Genomic DNA, 16,433 nt, shown 5'->3' on the forward strand with positions numbered 1-16,433 from the left:
CCGCCGGGCACCCGCCCGGCCGCCGCCCGACCCCCGCGCTCAGCGGTCCGGCGCGGCCTCCGGGCGGGCATAGGTGCGGCCCTTCCAGGCCGCGCCGCGCCCCCGGTAGTGCTGCACGGCCGAATCGACCGTCATCAGCAGATAGAGCGACGCCGTGAGCGGCAGCACCGGGGCCTGCCACAGCGAGAGCCGGTAGTAGCGCAGTATCGGGATGTACGTCCCCGTCATCACCGCCCACGCCACGAGCCCCAGCAGGCCCGCCGGCACGTCCCCGCCGAAGATCCCCGCGCAGAGCGCGACCGGCGGCGCCAGATATATCACCGCGAGCCCCGCCACCGTCCCCACGAGCAGCAGCGGATTGTGCCTGAGCTGCGCGTACGCGCTGCGCGAGACCATCCGCCACAGATCGGACAGCCCCGGGTACGGACGGACGCTGTCCACCCGCTCCGCCAGCCCCAGCCAGATCCGGCCACCGCCCCGCCGCACCGCCTTGGCCAGCGACACGTCGTCGATGACGGCCTGGTGGAACGAGTCGGGCACCCGGACCCGTACCGCCGTCTCCGTACGCAGCAGCACGCAGCCGCCGGCCGCCGCCGCCGTCCGGCCTCCCGGACGGTTGATCCAGCGGAACGGATACAGCTGCGCGAAGAAGTACACGAACGCCGGCACGACGAGCTTCTCCCAGGCACTGGCCACCCGCAGCCGCGCCATCTGCGAGACCAGGTCCAGATCGTGCGACTCGGCGGCGACGACCAGCTCCCGCAGACTGTCCGGCTCATGGGCGATGTCCGCGTCGGTGAGCAGCAGGAAGTCGGGGGCGCGGGCACCGGCGCGGGCCAGCGCGATGCCGTGCCGCATCGCCCACAGCTTGCCGGTCCAGCCGGGTTCGGGTTCGCCGGGCGACGCCACCGTCAGCGGCAGACCGCCGTACCGCGCGGCCAGTTCACGGGCGAGCGCGCCCGTGCCGTCCGAGCTGCCGTCGTCCACGAGGAAGATCTCGGCCTCACCGGGATAGACCTGGGAGAGAAGGGACGGCAGTGACTCCGGAAGCACCGCCGCCTCGTCCCGCGCGGGCACCACGACCGCGACGGACGGCCACTGCCGCGCCAGATCGTCCTGCCCCAGCTCCTTGGGGCGTCTGAGGCTCTCGTACTCCGCCCGCGCGTGGCCCCCGCGTCCGGGCAGCCGCTGATCCGTACGCCAGAAGAACCCCTGCCCCAGCAACAGCCAGCCCCAGGCGGTCAGCGAAATCACGGCGATCCAGGCAATGGCGCTCATTCGCCGCAGTCTGCACCACGACGCGGGGACCGCAAGTGCCGTCGACTATGGTGACCGGGTGAAGATCGCGCTCATGGACTCCGGTATCGGCCTGCTCGCGGCGGCCCGCGCGGTACGGGAGCTGCGCCCCGACGCGGATCTCGTGCTCTCCTCGGCCCCCGACACCATGCCCTGGGGCCCCCGTACCCCGCAGGACCTCACCGGGCTCGCGCTCGCGGTGGCCCGCGCGGCGGCCGAGTACCGCCCTGACGCGCTGATCGTCGCCTGCAACACCGCCACCGTGCACGCGCTGCCCACGCTCCGCGCCGAGTTGGAGCCGCTGCTGCCCGTCATCGGTACGGTCCCGGCGATCAAGCCCGCCGCCGCCGGGGGCGGGCCCATCGCGATCTGGGCCACCCCGGCCACCACCGGCAGCCCCTACCAGCGCGGGCTGATCCGTGACTTCGCCGCCGGCGTCCGGGTCACCGAGGTGCCCTGCCCCGGTCTCGCGGACGCCGTGGAGCACGCCGACGAGGCCGCGATCGACCGGGCCGTGGCCGAGGCCGCCGCGCTGACGCCGCGTGACGTGCGGACCGTCGTCCTGGGTTGTACGCACTACGAGCTGGTCGCCGAACGTATCCGGACCGCCCTCCAGCGGGCCGGACTGCCGGACCCCGGCCTGCTGGGATCGGCCGGCGCGGTCGCCGCGCAGGCCCTGCGCCGGATCGGGGAGCCGGCCGCCGATCCGGCGGCCGACCCCGCCGAGCGGCCCGCGCCCCGGCTGACGGTGCTCCTCGGCGGAGCGGAGGCCGACCTTCCGGCGGCCGCGCTGGCGTACGCCGAGGGACGGCTGCTGGCCGCCGTGGGACAGCCGCGCTGACGGAGTGGGTTCACGGGCACCGGCACGGTACGGCGCGGGTACGGGCCCGGTACGGCGCGGGTACGGGCCCTCTCGCGCGCTGCGGCAGGGGTGACCGTATGCCCCCGTCCGGCGGTCCACAGCACTCCCGAACGCCCGGAATCTGAGTACGCTGCTTGGCATGAGGGAGCACCCCCGGCAAGAGGGCCACTCCGCTGAGCCCCCGCCCGAAACCTGGACCGGCCGAGCGACCAACCGTGCGCAGTGGCTGCTGGCAGCCGCGGGCGCCGGATGTGTGGCGCTCGGCGTGGAGCTGGCCGTCGACTCCAACTGGACCACCGGAATCGCCGCGCTGCTGATGTCCGTCGTCGGCTGCGTGGCGGCCGGCCTGCTGATCCTCTTCGGCACCCTGGCCTTCGTCCATGTGTCCGTCCGGGTCGAGGACGACTGCCTGGAGGTGCGCTGCGGGCACATGGGCCTGCCGCGCCGCCGCATCGAGCTGTCCCATGTCGTGGACGCCGACTTCGTACCCCGGGTCACCCCGCGCCAGTGGGGCGGCTGGGGATACCGCTGGCGGCCCGAGATGGGCACGGCCGTGGTGGTGCGCCGGGGCGAGGGCGTGGTCCTCAAGCTGGGCGACGGCCGGATCTTCACCGTGACGGTGGACGACGCCGAGACCGCAGTGCGGGTGATCCGCGGCCGGCTGCGCCCGCTGACCGAACCGGACGCGGTGAACGTCTGAGCCGTACGGCCGCACCTGGCCCCCCGCTCAAGCCCGGGTGGGGCCCACCGTGTCCTGCCACACCGCCGGGGCGGCGGGTGGCGGTGCGACGGCGGGCCGCGCCGTGGCCAGCCCGGCGAGCAGCCCCGCGCCCGCCGTCACCGAGGTGAAGCTCAGCGCGTTGCCGACGCTCGCCAGCGCGGCCAGCGCCGTCAGGGCGGCCCCGGCGGTCAGGACCACCGGAGTGGAGCAGCGCGAGCGGCCCAGTGCGAACAGCAGCCCGCCGTAGACCGCGCCCAGCAGCGCCACCCCCACCGCGCCCTGCTCCGCCGCCTGCTGGAGCGGCGCCGAGTGCGGCTTCCCGTCGTTGACCGGTGACTGCGCGGCGGCCGCGGACAGATCGCCGAAGCGGTCGGGCCCCACGCCCAGCAGCGGATGCTCCTTCGCCAGCGCCGCCGCGTCCTGCCACAGCCGGACCCGGTGCTGGGTGAGCTGCCCCTCCAGCGAGGCCGAGAGCCCCTCCGGCAGCGCCTGCTCGGCCACCGCCCAGCCCGTCCCGACGACCACCGCCGTCAGCAGCGCGAAACCGGCGAGCGCGACCGCCCGGCGCCGTGTCCGCGCCGCCGCCAGCGAGCACAGCAGGACACCGAGCGTCGCGAGGAAGCCCACGACGGAACCGAGCAGGATCGCGACGCCCGCGATCACGAGCGCGAGCACCCACAGCGCGGAGCGGGTCCGCGGCCGCCGGGCGGCCGAGGCCGCGCAGCACGCCGCCCCGGCCGCCAGCACCAGCAGCGCGGTCACCGCGCCCGCGTCGCCCGGCGGGGTGGCGACCGTCACGGCCGCCCCGAACGCCCCCTGGCTTGATGCCACCGCCCCGGCGAGCCCCACGAGCGCCATGGCGGTGGCGGTGGCCACCGGCACCAGCGACCCGCAGATCCGGCCGCAGACATATCCCGAGGCGACGGCGAGCACGGCCAGCAGTACCCCCTCCGGCCTGCCCCCGCCCGCCGCCGCGCTGATCAGCGCCCACGCGGCGCAGCCGCCGAGCGCCCCGGCGGCCAGTACGTCGGCCGCCCTGCCCCGGTCCCGTGCCGCCTCGGTCAGCACGGACCGTTCCGCCGGTGCGGCCATCGTGTCCTACCCCCAGCTGTGCCCGGTCCTGTCCCACGACGACCGGATTCGGCCAGGTGGCATGGACTGGCGCATACGGTATCGGCAGGCACGGGTGTTTGTGGAGGGATTGCGAAGCATCATTGTCGGCCGGACGGCACCCGGCGCCGCGACGGCCGCGGTGTCCTGGGGCGCGGGGGCGCCCCGGTCGCGCCGACCGGAAGAGGACCGTCCACGTAGACTCCGCCGGGTGAGCGCCACCATCACCACCGCCGAACCCGCCCCGTCCGCACCCGTGCCCAGCGGCGGGCGGCGCCTGCTGCGACGGCTCGCCAGGCCCGGCGGGGCCGTGCTGTCCGGCGTCCTGCTCTACGCGAGCTTCCCGCCCCGCACCCTGTGGTGGCTGGCCCTGCCCGGCTTCGCCCTGCTGGCCTGGAGCCTGTACGGGCGCCGGCTCCGGGCCGGCTTCGGCCTCGGCTATCTCGCCGGACTCGGTTTCCTGCTGCCGCTCCTGTTCTGGACGGGCGAGGAGGTCGGGCCCGTGCCGTGGCTCGGTCTGGTCCTCTTCGAGGCACTGTTCCTCGGTCTCGTCGGTCTTGGGATCGCCGCCGTGAGCCGGCTCCCCGTATGGCCGGTGTGGGCCGCCGCGCTCTGGATCCTCGGCGAGGCGGCGCGGGGGCGGGTGCCGTTCGGCGGCTTCCCCTGGGGCAAGATCGCCTTCGGCCAGGCGGACGGTTTCTTCCTGCCGCTCGCCGCCGTGGGCGGCACCCCGGTGCTCGGCTTCGCCGTCGTCCTGTGCGGCTTCGGACTGTACGAGGCGGTCCGGCAGACCGTCGCGTACCGCGAGACCCGGAAGGTGCCGCGCGCCGCCGTCGCCGTTGCCGCCGCGACGGTCCTGGCCCCGGTCGCGGCGGCACTCGCCGCCCTGCCGCTGGTCAGCGACGCGGCCGAGAACGGCACGGCGACCGTCGCCGCGATCCAGGGCAACGTGCCGCGCGCCGGACTCGACTTCAACTCCCAGCGCCGCGCCGTCCTCGACAACCACGCCCGCAGGACCGAGCAGCTCGCCGCCGATGTGAAGGCCGGCAAGGAGCCGCAGCCCGACTTCGTGCTCTGGCCGGAGAACTCCTCCGACCTCGACCCGTACCGCAACGCGGATGCGCGGGCGGTCATCGACCAGGCCGTGAACGCGATCGGGGTGCCGACCGTGATCGGCGCCGTGGTCGCCCCCGACACCGGCAAACTGCGCAACACACTGATCCGGTGGGAGCCCGGCCGCGGCCCGACGGCCACCTACGACAAGCGGCATGTGCAGCCGTTCGGCGAGTACATCCCGATGCGTTCCTTCGTCCGGCTCTTCAGCTCCGACGTCGACCGGGTCCAGCGGGACTTCGGGCCGGGACACAAGGTCGGCCTGTTCGACCTCGCCGGCACCAAGGTCGGACTCGCCACCTGTTTCGAGGCGGCCTTCGACGGCGCCGTCCGCGACCCCGTCAAGGCGGGCGCCGAACTGATCGCCGTCCCCAGCAACAACGCGACCTTCGACCGCAGCGAGATGACGTACCAGCAGCTGGCGATGTCGCGGGTGCGCGCCGTCGAGCACAGCAGGTCCGTGGTGGTCCCCGCGACCAGCGGGGTCAGCGCCATCATCCGGCCGGACGGCACGGTCGTCCGGCAGACGAAGATGTTCACGCCCGACGCGCTGGTCGACAAGGTGCCGCTGCGCACCTCGCTCACCCCGGCGACCCGCCTCGGCGCGCTCCCGGAGGCGCTGCTCGCGGTCGTCGCCGCGGCCGGGATCGGCTGGGTCGTACTGCGCTTCGCACGCGACAGGCGGCGCGGGGCCGCCCGTTAGGCTCGCGGCATGGGAACTCCTGACTTCATCAGCCGGATCCGGGCCAGCGCGGGCCGGCAGCTGCTCTTCCTGCCGGGCGTGAGCGCCATCGTCTTCGACGACGAGGGCCGCGTCCTGCTGGGACGCCGTGCCGACACGGGGCGCTGGTCGGTCATCGGCGGCATCCCCGATCCGGGGGAGCAGCCCGCGCTCACGGCGGTGCGCGAGGTGTACGAGGAGACCGGCGTGCGTTGTGTGGCGGAGCGGATCGTGCTCGTCCAGACACTGAAGCCGGTCCGCTACCCGAACGGTGACCACTGCCAGTTCATGGACACCACGATCCGCTGCCGCGCGACCGGCGGCGAGGCGCGGGTCAATGACGAGGAGTCCCTGGAAGTGGCCTGGTTCCCGGTCGACGCGCTGCCGGAGCTGCCGGAGTTCGCGCTCTTCCGCATCAAGCAGGCGCTCACGGACGAGCCGACCTGGTTCGAGCCCGCCGCCACAACGGAGTAGACCGCCCGGGGTCACGGGGCGGGGAAGAGCACTGAGATCACTCGGAAACGCGCTCGTGACGCGCGGACCGTGGCGGGGAAACACACGCTGCCTACCTTCGAGCCGCGCTCTCACAGCTCCCTCATCCCCCCACCCCGCAGGAGGCGTGACATGAGCACCGAATCGCGGCTGGCGGCGCTGGACGGCGGCCCGGATCCGTCGCGTACCGGGAACGGCCCCGGCAATGACACCGGTAGCGGCGCGGACACCGACCGGGCCGTCAGCGAGACGCTGGAGGACTACACACTCCGGTTCGCCCCGCGCCGGTACCGCCGTTGGACTCCGATGGTCGTGGCCACGACCGCGCTCGGCGGCATCGCGTACCTCGCCGACTTCTCCATCGGCGCCGGCATCGGCCTCACCCACGGCACCGGGAACGCGCTGGCGGCCATCGCGCTCGCCGCCGCCGTCATCTTCCTCACCGGCTTCCCGCTCGCGTACTACGGCGCGCGCTACAACATCGATCTGGACCTGATCACCCGGGGTTCCGGCTTCGGTTACTACGGTTCGGTTCTGACCAGTGTCATCTTCGCCAGCTTCACCTTCATCTTCTTCGCCCTCGAAGGCTCGATCATGGCGCAGGGCCTGAAGCTGGGGCTCGGACTGCCGCTGTGGCTGGGGTACTTGGTCTCCACTCTCATGGTCATCCCGCTGGTGATCTACGGGATGAAGGCGCTCAGCAAACTCCAGGTGTGGACCACACCGGTCTGGCTGCTGCTCATGGTGGGGCCGCTGCTCTACCTGGTGAGCACCGATCCGGGCACGGTCAGCCGCTTCCTGGCGTACCCGGGCAGTGGCGGCGACGGCGGGGTCGACACGGCGTCCGTGCTGCTGGGGGCCGGGGTGTGTCTGTCGCTGATCGCCCAGATCGGCGAGCAGATCGACTACTTGCGCTTCATGCCGCCCAAGACCGCGGCGAACAGGCGCGGTTGGTGGACCGCGGTGGTGATGGCCGGTCCCGGCTGGGTGGTGCTGGGCGCGCTCAAGCAGGCCATGGGGGTGTTCCTGGCCGTGTACATCCTCTCCGAGGTGGGACCGACGGCGGCCACCGAGCCCATCCAGCAGTTCCGCGGCGCCTTCGACGCGATGATGCCGTCGTGGCTGGTCGTCCCGCTCGCGGTGGTGCTCGTCGTGATCAGCCAGATCAAGATCAACGTGACCAACGCCTACTCCGGTTCGCTGGCGTGGACCAACTCCGTCACCCGGGTCACCCGGCGCTATCCGGGCCGTATGGTCTTCGTCCTGGTCAATCTGACGTTCGCGCTGATCCTGATGGAGGCCGACATGTTCAGCTTCCTCAACAGCATCCTGGGTTTCTACTCCAACTGCGCCATCGCCTGGATCGTCACCGTCGCCACCGACATCATGGTCAACAAGTACCTGCTGAAGCTGTCGCCGCTGATCCCCGAGTTCCGCCGGGGCATGCTCCACGCGGTCAATCCGGTGGGCGTGGTGTCCTTCGTCGCCGCGTCCGGGCTGTCGATCGCCATGTACTTCCACGCGCTGGGCGACACGCTCCAGCCGTACTCACCCGTCGCGGCGGCGCTGATCGCCTTCGTCGTCACCCCGCTGATGGCCGTGGCCACCCGGGGCCGTTACTACCTGCGGCGCGGCGGGGACGGGATCGACGAGCCGCTGCTCGACGCGGACGGCAACCCCAGCGCGGTGCGGTACGAGTGCCATGTCTGCCGGCAGGAGTTCGAGCGGCCCGATCTGGCGGCCTGTCCCGCGCACGACGCGGTGGTCTGCTCGTTGTGCCTGAGCACCGACAAATCCGGCGCGCATCTGCTCCCGGCGGCGCCCGTCACCGGGTGACACCGCCCGTCCCGCCCGTAACGCTTGTCCCGCCCGTCCCGTACCGCGCGTCCGCGGCCGGTCAGCTGTACTGGGTGGAGTAGTCCCAGGACTGCGCCGGGGGCGTGTTGTTCCAGTGGCTGACGATGCCGTTCCAGTCGGTCTGTGTCGTCGTGGTGTTGTCCCACGGCGGCGTGTGCGGCGGGGCCTGCTGCCAGGAGATGTCGTCGTTGGGCCGGGGGCCGGGCAGCGCCTGGCCCGGGGCGCCGCCGGGGGAGCCGGGGGAGTACATCCCCTGCTCGGACCCGGCCGCGTCGAGGCGGCGGTGCCGGCCCGCCCGGTCCTCGTGGGGAACGGGCTGGTTGAGCCGGCCCTCCGCGGAGAGCTTCTGGGCCCGCGCGACGAGCTGGGCGAGTTCGAGCCCGAACTCCGCCGCCAGCGAGGTCAGATCGAGCCCGTTGTGCCAGCCGCCCACCAGGACCGCGTCCAGCGCCGCCGACCAGGTGGAGTCGGCGGCGGGCAGTGCGGGGGCCTGCGGGGACTGCGCGGGGTGCGGCGGGATCGCCTTCGCCGCCGGCCCGAACTCCCCGCTCTCGCTCCCGGGCCCGGCGGCGGAGACTCCGGCCGACGGCTCGGACCGGCCGTGCGGCTGCGGCGGGGGCTGCTGCTCGCCCGGCTCGACGGTGAGGAGGCACTCCGCGACCGTACGGGCGTCGTCCTTGCCGACCGTGCGCCGGGCGATCCGCACCTCGCGCTCCGTGAGCCCGAGCAGATCCGCCACGGCGCCGTCACTGCCCACGGTCACGGCGAAGGCGGCGAGCATCCGCGTCCGGGCCGCCTGCGCCTCGTCGAGGACGCCCTGCGCGTCGCGCACCTGGTCGTCGCTGCCGCAGAAGGCCACGGCGAGTACGGAGTGACGCTCCCACAGCTCTCTGGGTTCCATGTCAGGGTCAACGTTCCTGCGAGCCTTATGGGTCGTTTTGGCGTTATACATCACTAGATTGAGTGGTATGGATGACAAATAGCCAATCAGTCTGGAGAGAGTCGATTCTGCGCGGGCGACCCCCCGCCCACCAGGGCCGCTGCCCGCCCCGACCGGGTCTAGGGGCATTCCTCGTCGAATTTCACCGTGTCCAGCCGAACGGGCTGCCCGGTCACCTTCGTACTGGCTTTCGGGTCCTGTCCGCACACCTTCCAGTTGGACTCCAGCAGGATCTTGCGGTCCTTGCCGGAGGCGTCCTCGGCGTCGACGCTGACCGAGGTGCCGAGCGCGGCGCGGGCGAACCGTACCGACTTGCCCGTGAAGTCGGGCATCGTGCCGCCGGCCGGCGCGGGCTCTCCCGCGTCCTTCGACGGACAGTCCTCCCCGGTCTTCACCGCGCCGAGGTCCACCGTCGTGCCGGTCGGCAGGGTGCCGGCCGCCGGGGTCTGCGAGCAGACCTTCCAGTTCCGGTCGAGGAGTACCGCCCGGCCGCGTCCGAGCGCGTCGTGCGAGGTCAGTTCGCGGAAGCCGGCGGACCTGGCGGCGTCCCGCGCCGACCGGAGCCCCTTGCCGACGAGGTCCGGCAGGGCGGCACGGGCCATGCTCGTGGTGGCGTCGGGCGCGGAGGAGCCGGTGTCCTCGCACGCGGTGAGGGTGAGAAGCGCCGTGGCGCCGAGGAGCGCGAGGGCGGTGCGGGTACGCATGGGTCCCCCCAAGGGCATCGCGGGTGGGGCGGGTAAGGGGGACATCATGCGGGAAGCGGGGCGCGGCGAGCCGGGAAACGCCGGAAAACCCGGATACGACAGAAGAGTTCAGGACACGGCCGGACGCCGGGGGAGCCGGGCCGGCCGTACCGGCGGCGGCCGCCCTGTCAGGAGAAGACCCCGCTGTGTCAGGAGAAGGCCCCGCTGTACGCGTTCAGTGCGGGCTGGCCGCCCAGGTGGGCGTAGAGCACGGTCGAGTCGGGGCCGATCTCGCCGGTGCGCACCAGATCGATCAGCCCGGCCATGGACTTCCCCTCGTACACCGGGTCGATGATCATCCCCTCCAGGCTGCCGGTCAGCCGGATCGCCTCCAGCGTCGACTCGACGGGCACGCCGTAGAGATCGCCCGCCCATCCTTCGAGCACGGTGATCTCGTCGTCGCGCAGTTCGCGGCCGAGACCGATCAGCGCGGCGGTGTGCCGGGCGATCCGTCCGACCTGGGCGCGGGTCTCCTCGATCCGGGCGGAGGCGTCGATGCCGATCACCCGGCGGGGCCGGTCCTGCCCGGCGAACCCGGCGATCATCCCGGCGTGGGTGGAGCCCGTGACGCTGCACACCACCACGGTGTCGAAGAAGACGCCTTGTTCGGCCTCCTGGCGCTCCACCTCGTACGCCCAGTTCGCGAAGCCCAGCCCGCCGAGCGGGTGTTCCGAGGCGCCGGCCGGGATCGGGTACGGCGTGCCGCCCTCGGCCCGCACCTCGTCCATCGCCCGCTGCCAGGAGTCCTTGATCCCGATGCCGAACCCGTCGGAGCCGAGCCGTACGTCGGCGCCCATGATGCGCGACAGCAGGATGTTGCCGACCTTGTCGTTGACCGCGTCGGGCCAGTCGACCCACTTCTCCTGCACGAGCCGGGCCTTGAGACCGAGATGGGCGGCGACGGCGGCCACCTGCCGGGTGTGATTCGACTGGTAGCCGCCGATCGACACGAGGGTGTCCGCGCCCTGCGCGAGGATGTCGGGGACGAGGTACTCCAGCTTGCGGGTCTTGTTGCCGCCGTACGCCAGCCCCGAGTTGCAGTCCTCGCGCTTGGCCCACACCCGGGCGCCGCCGAGATGTTCGCTCAGCCGGTTCAGCGGATGGATCGGGCTGGGGCCGAAGAGCAGCGGGTAGCGGGCGAAATCCTCGATGGGCACGGGGGAGTTCCTCTCGTCGGGGGTACGCCGGCCGGGCCGCGGGCGCGGAACCGGCGGTCGGGGTCGGGGGACAGTGCTCAGTGGGCGTGGACCAGACCGTGGCCGCCGGAGACGGCCGGGGCGGGAGATGCGGGAGATGCGGTAGGTACGGGCGGTGCGGGATGTCCGGAGGGCGCGCGGTGTTCGGCGGGTGAGCCGGCGAGCGCCATCCAGGTCGTATGGGCGACGGCCGCCGCGGTGGCGGTGTCGCCCGCCGCGCAGGCGTCGATCATCCGGTGGTGCAGCGCGACGGACTCCAGCCCGGCCGCCGAGGAGAAGCGCACCCGCTCGATACGGCGCAGCAGCGGGGAGTACTGCTCCAGGACCTCCGTGACGACGGTGTTCGACGCGGCGCTCACGCACACCTGGTGCAACGCGTCGTCCGCCGCCAGCGCGGCGCCGGTGTCGCCCCGCTCCAGCGCAGCCGCGAACGCCTCGTTCGCCGTCCGCATCGCCGCGAGCCGGTCCGCGTCGAGTACGGGAACGGCCAGCCGTACGGCCAGTTCGTGCATCGCCGCGACCACCGGCTGGGCGTCCCGTACGGCCGTGGCGTCCAGCGCGCTGACACTGGTCGACCGGCCGGGCCTGGTGATCACCAGGCCGCTCCGCTCCAGCCGCATCAGCGCCTCGCGGATCGGGGTGCGGCTCACCCCGATCCACTCCTGCAACTCGCTCTCGCGCAGCCGCTCCCCGGGCTTCAGCGTGCCGTCGACGATGGCGTCCCGCAGCGCGGTGAAGGCACGGTCGCGGAGCAGGACCCGGGCGGTCAGGGGAGTGGTGGGAACCGGCATGCAATATATTGCATGCCCGCGCCGTCCGCCTGTCAAGGGCGGGCCGCCGCGCTCAGCCGGCGGGCGCGGGCGGCCAGACGCCGGGGGCGAGCAGGCCCGTCACATACGCGTGCGCCACCAGCGCCGCTCTGTTGCGTACGCCCCAGCGCCGGGACATCCGCCCCACGTGGTAGTTGACGCCGTCGACGGTCAGCCCCACCTCCCCCGCGATCCGCGCCGTGGTGGAGCCGCCCGCCAGCAGGGTGAGGATCCGCAGCTCGGCCTCGCTCGCCTCGCCCGCCCCGGTGCCGGCGGCGGGCGGCGGCGCGGCGGCCCGCTCACCCCGTACCCGCAGATACAGCAGGAGGACGGGGTGGGACGCCGGTGCGTCGGCGAGCAGGTCGACCGTCAGCTCGCCGTACCGTTCGGCGCCCGAGGGGGTGGACCACGAGACCTCGACCGGATAGCGCGACCTGCGGCCCTGCCGTACCGCGTCGGCGATCGGATGGAGCTGTCCTGGGCCCGGTATCCGGAAGAGATCCATGGCGCTGCGCCCGCGCAGCCGGCCCGGCAGCTCGCCCCACTGCGCCGCCATCGCCGGGTTCGCCATCAGCACCCGCCCGTACGGGTCGCTGATCGCCAGCGGTACCGGGAGCCGGTCGAAGAGGAGGAAGGTGCGGTTGCGCCAGGAGACCGCGTCGCCCGACCAGGATTCCGGGTCGCTGAACAACGTTTCCGGCGCCGCTCCGTGCTGCTTGTGCACCCCTTGTACTCCTTGCGCTCCTCGCGACCCATGCGACCCATGCGACCCATGCGTCCCGTGCGGCTTGTGTGCCTCCTCGGTGTGGCCCGGCCCGTCCACACCACCCACACCACCCGTGGCGTCAGTCGCACCAGTCTCACCCACCGCACAGGGCTCGCCGGTCCCGGGTGTCCCTGGGGTCCCGGGGGTGCGGGGCTCCGTCTCGTCCTCCCGTCCCGTCCGCTTCCGTTCCGCCGCCGCTTCCACGTCCTGGCCTCGACCGCAAGGCCCTCGCGGCGCGGGACACTACACAAACATGTAGTCACGAGGCCGTCCAAAGCACCCCGGCAGGGCGAGGGTTGAGACACGCCTTGCCCCAAGCCCTCAGCGGAAGGTGACCCACCGGCATGACCGAGACCCTCTCCCCGGCGCAGTCCGGGACCGAAAGCCCCGACCCCGCCCCGGCCCGCGTCCCCGCCCCCTCGCCCGCGCCGACCTCCACGTCCACCTCCGCCTCCTCCGTCACCCCGCCGCCCGTGCCGGTCGTGGACATCTCGGACAGCGATCCGCGGATCACGCCCGTCCTGCACCACATGGAGCTGCTCCGCAGCCACGGCTCGCCCCTCGTCGTGCGCCGGCACGGCCGGGACCTCCTGCTGGTCAGCGACCTCGCACTGGTCACGGAGCTGGCCGACGAACAGCGGTTCAGCAAGTTCGTGGGTCCCGCGCTGGAGAACGTACGGGAGTTCGTCGCCGACGGCCTGTTCACCGCCTACAACGACGAGCCCAACTGGGCCAAGGCGCACGACATCCTGATGCCCGCCTTCTCGCTCGGCTCCATGCGCACCTACCACCCGGTCATGCTGGACGTCGCCCGCAGGCTGATCGGATCCTGGGACCGCGACGCCGCCTCGGCCACCCCGGTGGACGTCGCCGACGACATGACGCGGATGACCCTGGACACCATCGGGCTGACGGGCTTCGGCTTCGACTTCGGATCGTTCGAACGGGACGGTACGCACCCCTTCGTCGAGGCCATGGTCCGCTGCCTGGACTGGGCGATGACCAAGCTGGCCCGGGTCCCCGGCACCGATCACACCGCGCGCGACGCGGCGTTCCGCGCCGACGCGGCCCATCTCGCCGCCGTGGTGGACGAGGTCGTCGCGGCGCGCACCGCCGACGCGGGCACCTCGGGCCCGGACGACAGCGGCCGGGACACGCCGGACGCGCGGGATCTGCTGGGTCTGATGCTCACCGCGACCCGTCCCTCGGACGGGCCCGACGGCACGACGCTGGACCTGGAGAACATCCGCAACCAGGTCATCACCTTCCTGATCGCCGGTCACGAGACCACCTCCGGGGCGCTCTCCTTCGCCCTCTACCACCTCGCCAAGGACCCGAGCGCGCTGCGCCTGGTCCAGCGCGAGGTGGACGAGCTGTGGGGCGACACCGCCGACCCCGAGCCCAGCTACGAGGACGTCGGCCGGCTGCGCCACACCCGGCAGGTGCTCAACGAGGCGCTGCGGCTGTGGCCGACCGCGCCCGGGTTCCAGCGGCAGGCGCGCCACGACACCGTCCTCGGCGGCCGTCTTCCGCTGAGTGCCGGACAGGGTGTGCTGGTCGTCACGCCGATGCTGCACCGCGATCCGGTGTGGGGCGACAACCCGGAGCTGTTCGACCCGGCGCGCTTCGGGCCCGAGGCGGAGGCCGGTCGCTCCCCGCACGCGTACAAGCCGTTCGGCACCGGTGAACGCGCCTGCATCGGAAGGCAGTTCGCCCTGCACGAGGCCACGATGCTGCTCGGCATGCTGGTCCACAGGTACCGGCTGATCGACCAGGACGACTACCGGCTGGAGCTCAAGCAGACCCTCACCATCAAGCCCGACGGTTTCACCCTCACCCCGGTGCGCCGCACCCCCGCCGACCGCGCTGCCAACCGCGCCGCGCTGCCTGCCCCGACCGTGCGGCCCGCCGCGCCGAGCGCCCCCGCCCACGCCGCCGGGGACGCGCGGCGGCTGCCCTCCGGGGTGCGGCGCGGCACCGGGCTGCTGCTCCTGCACGGCTCCAACTACGGCACCTGCCGCGACTTCGCCGCACAACTCGCCGACAGCGCGGGCGCGCTCGGCTGCGACACCGCCGTCGCCTCCCTCGACGAACACGCCGGGCGACTGCCCACCGACCGCGCCGTCGTGATCGTCGCCGCCTCCTACAACGGGCAGCCCACCGACGACGCGGCGGCCTTCCTGCGCTGGCTGGAGCGGGCGGAACCCGGCGACGTGGCAGGCGTCACGTACGCCGTCCTGGGCGTCGGCGACCGCAACTGGTCCGCCACGTACCAGCGCGTCCCGACCCTCGTCGACGAGCGGCTCGCCGCCCTCGGCGCGACCCGGCTCGTGGACCGCGTGGCGGCCGACGCCTCCGGCGATCTGACCGCCGCCGTCGGCGAGTTCACCGACGCGCTGCGCACCGCGCTGCTGGAGCGCCACGATGACCCGGACGCCGTCGCTGAGCCGGTGCGTACGGCCGTGGACGACGGGCCCGCGCACACCGTCACGGAGATCACCGGCGGACCGCTGGACGCGCTGGCCGCCCGGCACGGCATGGCGGCGATGACCGTCACGCAGACCGCGTCGCTCACCGACCCGGCGCACCCGCGCGCCAAGCGGCTGGTGCGGCTGGCGCTGCCCGAGGGGACGACGTACCGCACCGCCGACCATCTGACGGTGCTCCCCGCCAACGACCCCGGGCTCGTCGCCCGCGCCGCCGGGCTCCTCGGCGTCCGGCTCGACACCGTTCTGAGCATCGCCCCGAGCCGTCCCGGTGGCGCCGGCGGTTCGCGCGGGGCCGCGATCGCCGTCGACCGGCCGCTGACCGTACGGGAGTTGCTCACCCACCACGTGGAGCTCCAGGACCGGCCCACCGAGGGGCAGTTCGCCACGCTGGCCGCGCTCAACCCCTGTCCGCCGGAGCGGGCGGCCCTGGGCGCGCTCGCCGAGGACGCGCGGGCGCGCGCCGCCGACCACCGCACCCTCCTCGACCTGGTCGAGGACCACCCCGCCCTGCGTACGGCGCTGACCTGGCCCGTACTGCTGGACCTGCTGCCGCCGCTGCGGCCCCGGCACTACTCGGTCTCCTCGGCGCCGGTCACCGACCCGCGCCACGCCGACCTGATGGTCTCGCTGCTGGACGCCCCCGCGCGCTCGGGCCGGGGGCGCCGCCGGGGCACCGGGTCCGGCCATCTGCACACCGTGCGCCCCGGGGACACCGTGTTCGCCCGCGTCCAGCCGTGCCGCGAGGCGTTCCGCGTCAGCCCCGACGACCATGCCTCCACCCCGCTGATCATGGTCGCCGCAGGCACCGGCCTCGCGCCCTTCCGGGGCGCCGTCGCCGACCGCCGCGCGCTGGCCGACGGCGGGGCCCGGCTCGCCGAGGCGCTCTGCTACTTCGGCTGCGACGGCCCGGACACCGACTATCTGTACGCCGAGGAACTGCGCGCGGCCGAGCGGGCCGGAGCGGTCTCCATGCGGCCCGCCTTCAGCGCGGCGCCGGCCGGGGACGTGCGCTACGTCCAGCACCGTATCGCCGCCGAGGGCGACGAGGTGTGGGCCCTGCTGGAGGCGGGCGCCCGGGTCCACGTCTGCGGCGACGGCGCCCGGATGGCGCCCGGCGTGCGCGAGACCCTGCGCGGCCTGTATCTGCGCAGGACCCCGGGCGCCGACGAGGCGGCGGCCCACGGCTGGCTCCAGTCGCTGGCCGACCGGGGGCGGTACGTGGAGGACGTCTACGCGGGCTAGTGCCCCTCCCGGCAAGCTCTGCCCCGTCGCGCCGCCCAGCACGCACGCTCGCCGCGTTGGCCAAAAGCCCTGGTAG

General features: G+C 73.4%; 13 protein-coding genes. 6 read left to right on the forward strand and 7 right to left on the reverse strand.

All coding sequences use genetic code 11. The features are described 5' to 3' along the window. Window positions 1-39: 39 nt before the first annotated feature. The gene (locus tag OG627_RS31670) at window positions 40-1,278 is read right to left on the reverse strand and encodes a glycosyltransferase (protein WP_329071007.1); all 1,239 of its coding nucleotides are present in this window, start codon (window positions 1,276-1,278) and stop codon (window positions 40-42) included. 58 nt (window positions 1,279-1,336) lie between these two features. On the opposite strand from OG627_RS31670, the gene OG627_RS31675 reads away from it, so the two are divergent. Further along, the gene (locus tag OG627_RS31675; protein WP_329071009.1) at window positions 1,337-2,137 is read left to right on the forward strand and encodes a glutamate racemase; all 801 of its coding nucleotides are present in this window, start codon (window positions 1,337-1,339) and stop codon (window positions 2,135-2,137) included. A 160-nt stretch (window positions 2,138-2,297) separates the two neighbouring features. Then, the gene (locus OG627_RS31680; protein WP_329071012.1) at window positions 2,298-2,858 is read left to right on the forward strand and encodes a hypothetical protein; all 561 of its coding nucleotides are present in this window, start codon (window positions 2,298-2,300) and stop codon (window positions 2,856-2,858) included. A gap of 27 nt (window positions 2,859-2,885) precedes the next feature. Here the strand turns inward: OG627_RS31680 and OG627_RS31685 are convergent, their stop codons facing one another. Next, window positions 2,886-3,971, reverse strand: coding sequence for an O-antigen ligase family protein (locus tag OG627_RS31685; protein WP_329071014.1), 1,086 nt, complete (start codon window positions 3,969-3,971; stop codon window positions 2,886-2,888). Between the two features lie 229 nt (window positions 3,972-4,200). On the opposite strand from OG627_RS31685, the gene lnt reads away from it, so the two are divergent. The 3 genes from lnt to OG627_RS31700 all read left to right on the forward strand — a co-directional run bounded on the left by lnt (window position 4,201) and on the right by OG627_RS31700 (window position 8,151). Beyond that, window positions 4,201-5,805 (forward strand): apolipoprotein N-acyltransferase, encoded by a 1,605-nt coding sequence (gene lnt / locus OG627_RS31690; protein ID WP_329071016.1) that lies wholly within the window; start codon window positions 4,201-4,203, stop codon window positions 5,803-5,805. Between the two features lie 9 nt (window positions 5,806-5,814). Continuing rightward, a complete protein-coding gene (locus OG627_RS31695) occupies window positions 5,815-6,297 on the forward strand; it encodes an NUDIX hydrolase (RefSeq protein ID WP_329071018.1) in 483 nt (160 codons plus the stop codon). A 150-nt stretch (window positions 6,298-6,447) separates the two neighbouring features. Further along, window positions 6,448-8,151 carry a purine-cytosine permease family protein gene (locus OG627_RS31700; protein ID WP_329071020.1) on the forward strand — a complete coding sequence of 568 codons (1,704 nt, stop codon included), beginning with the start codon at window positions 6,448-6,450 and terminating at the stop codon, window positions 8,149-8,151. Window positions 8,152-8,212: 61 nt separating this feature from the next. Here the strand turns inward: OG627_RS31700 and OG627_RS31705 are convergent, their stop codons facing one another. From OG627_RS31705 to OG627_RS31725, 5 genes are all read right to left on the reverse strand, one after another. Then, window positions 8,213-9,073 carry a hypothetical protein gene (locus OG627_RS31705; protein WP_329071021.1) on the reverse strand — a complete coding sequence of 287 codons (861 nt, stop codon included), beginning with the start codon at window positions 9,071-9,073 and terminating at the stop codon, window positions 8,213-8,215. 158 nt (window positions 9,074-9,231) lie between these two features. Beyond that, complete coding sequence (locus OG627_RS31710; protein WP_329071023.1) at window positions 9,232-9,816, reverse strand: PASTA domain-containing protein; 585 nt, start codon at window positions 9,814-9,816, stop codon at window positions 9,232-9,234. Window positions 9,817-10,004: 188 nt separating this feature from the next. Then, complete coding sequence (locus tag OG627_RS31715; RefSeq protein WP_329071025.1) at window positions 10,005-11,012, reverse strand: 1-aminocyclopropane-1-carboxylate deaminase; 1,008 nt, start codon at window positions 11,010-11,012, stop codon at window positions 10,005-10,007. 77 nt (window positions 11,013-11,089) lie between these two features. Continuing rightward, window positions 11,090-11,842 (reverse strand): GntR family transcriptional regulator, encoded by a 753-nt coding sequence (locus OG627_RS31720; RefSeq protein WP_329071027.1) that lies wholly within the window; start codon window positions 11,840-11,842, stop codon window positions 11,090-11,092. 52 nt (window positions 11,843-11,894) lie between these two features. Beyond that, window positions 11,895-12,584 (reverse strand): PAS domain-containing protein, encoded by a 690-nt coding sequence (locus tag OG627_RS31725; RefSeq protein WP_329071029.1) that lies wholly within the window; start codon window positions 12,582-12,584, stop codon window positions 11,895-11,897. Between the two features lie 386 nt (window positions 12,585-12,970). Here OG627_RS31725 and OG627_RS31730 point away from each other — a divergent pair, with 386 nt between their 5' ends. Continuing rightward, window positions 12,971-16,357 (forward strand): cytochrome P450, encoded by a 3,387-nt coding sequence (locus tag OG627_RS31730; RefSeq protein WP_329071031.1) that lies wholly within the window; start codon window positions 12,971-12,973, stop codon window positions 16,355-16,357. The last annotated feature ends 76 nt before the right edge of the window (window positions 16,358-16,433 follow it).

Source organism: Streptomyces sp. NBC_01429 (assembly GCF_036231945.1).
In the GTDB taxonomy this organism is placed as follows: Bacteria; Actinomycetota; Actinomycetes; order Streptomycetales; family Streptomycetaceae; genus Streptomyces.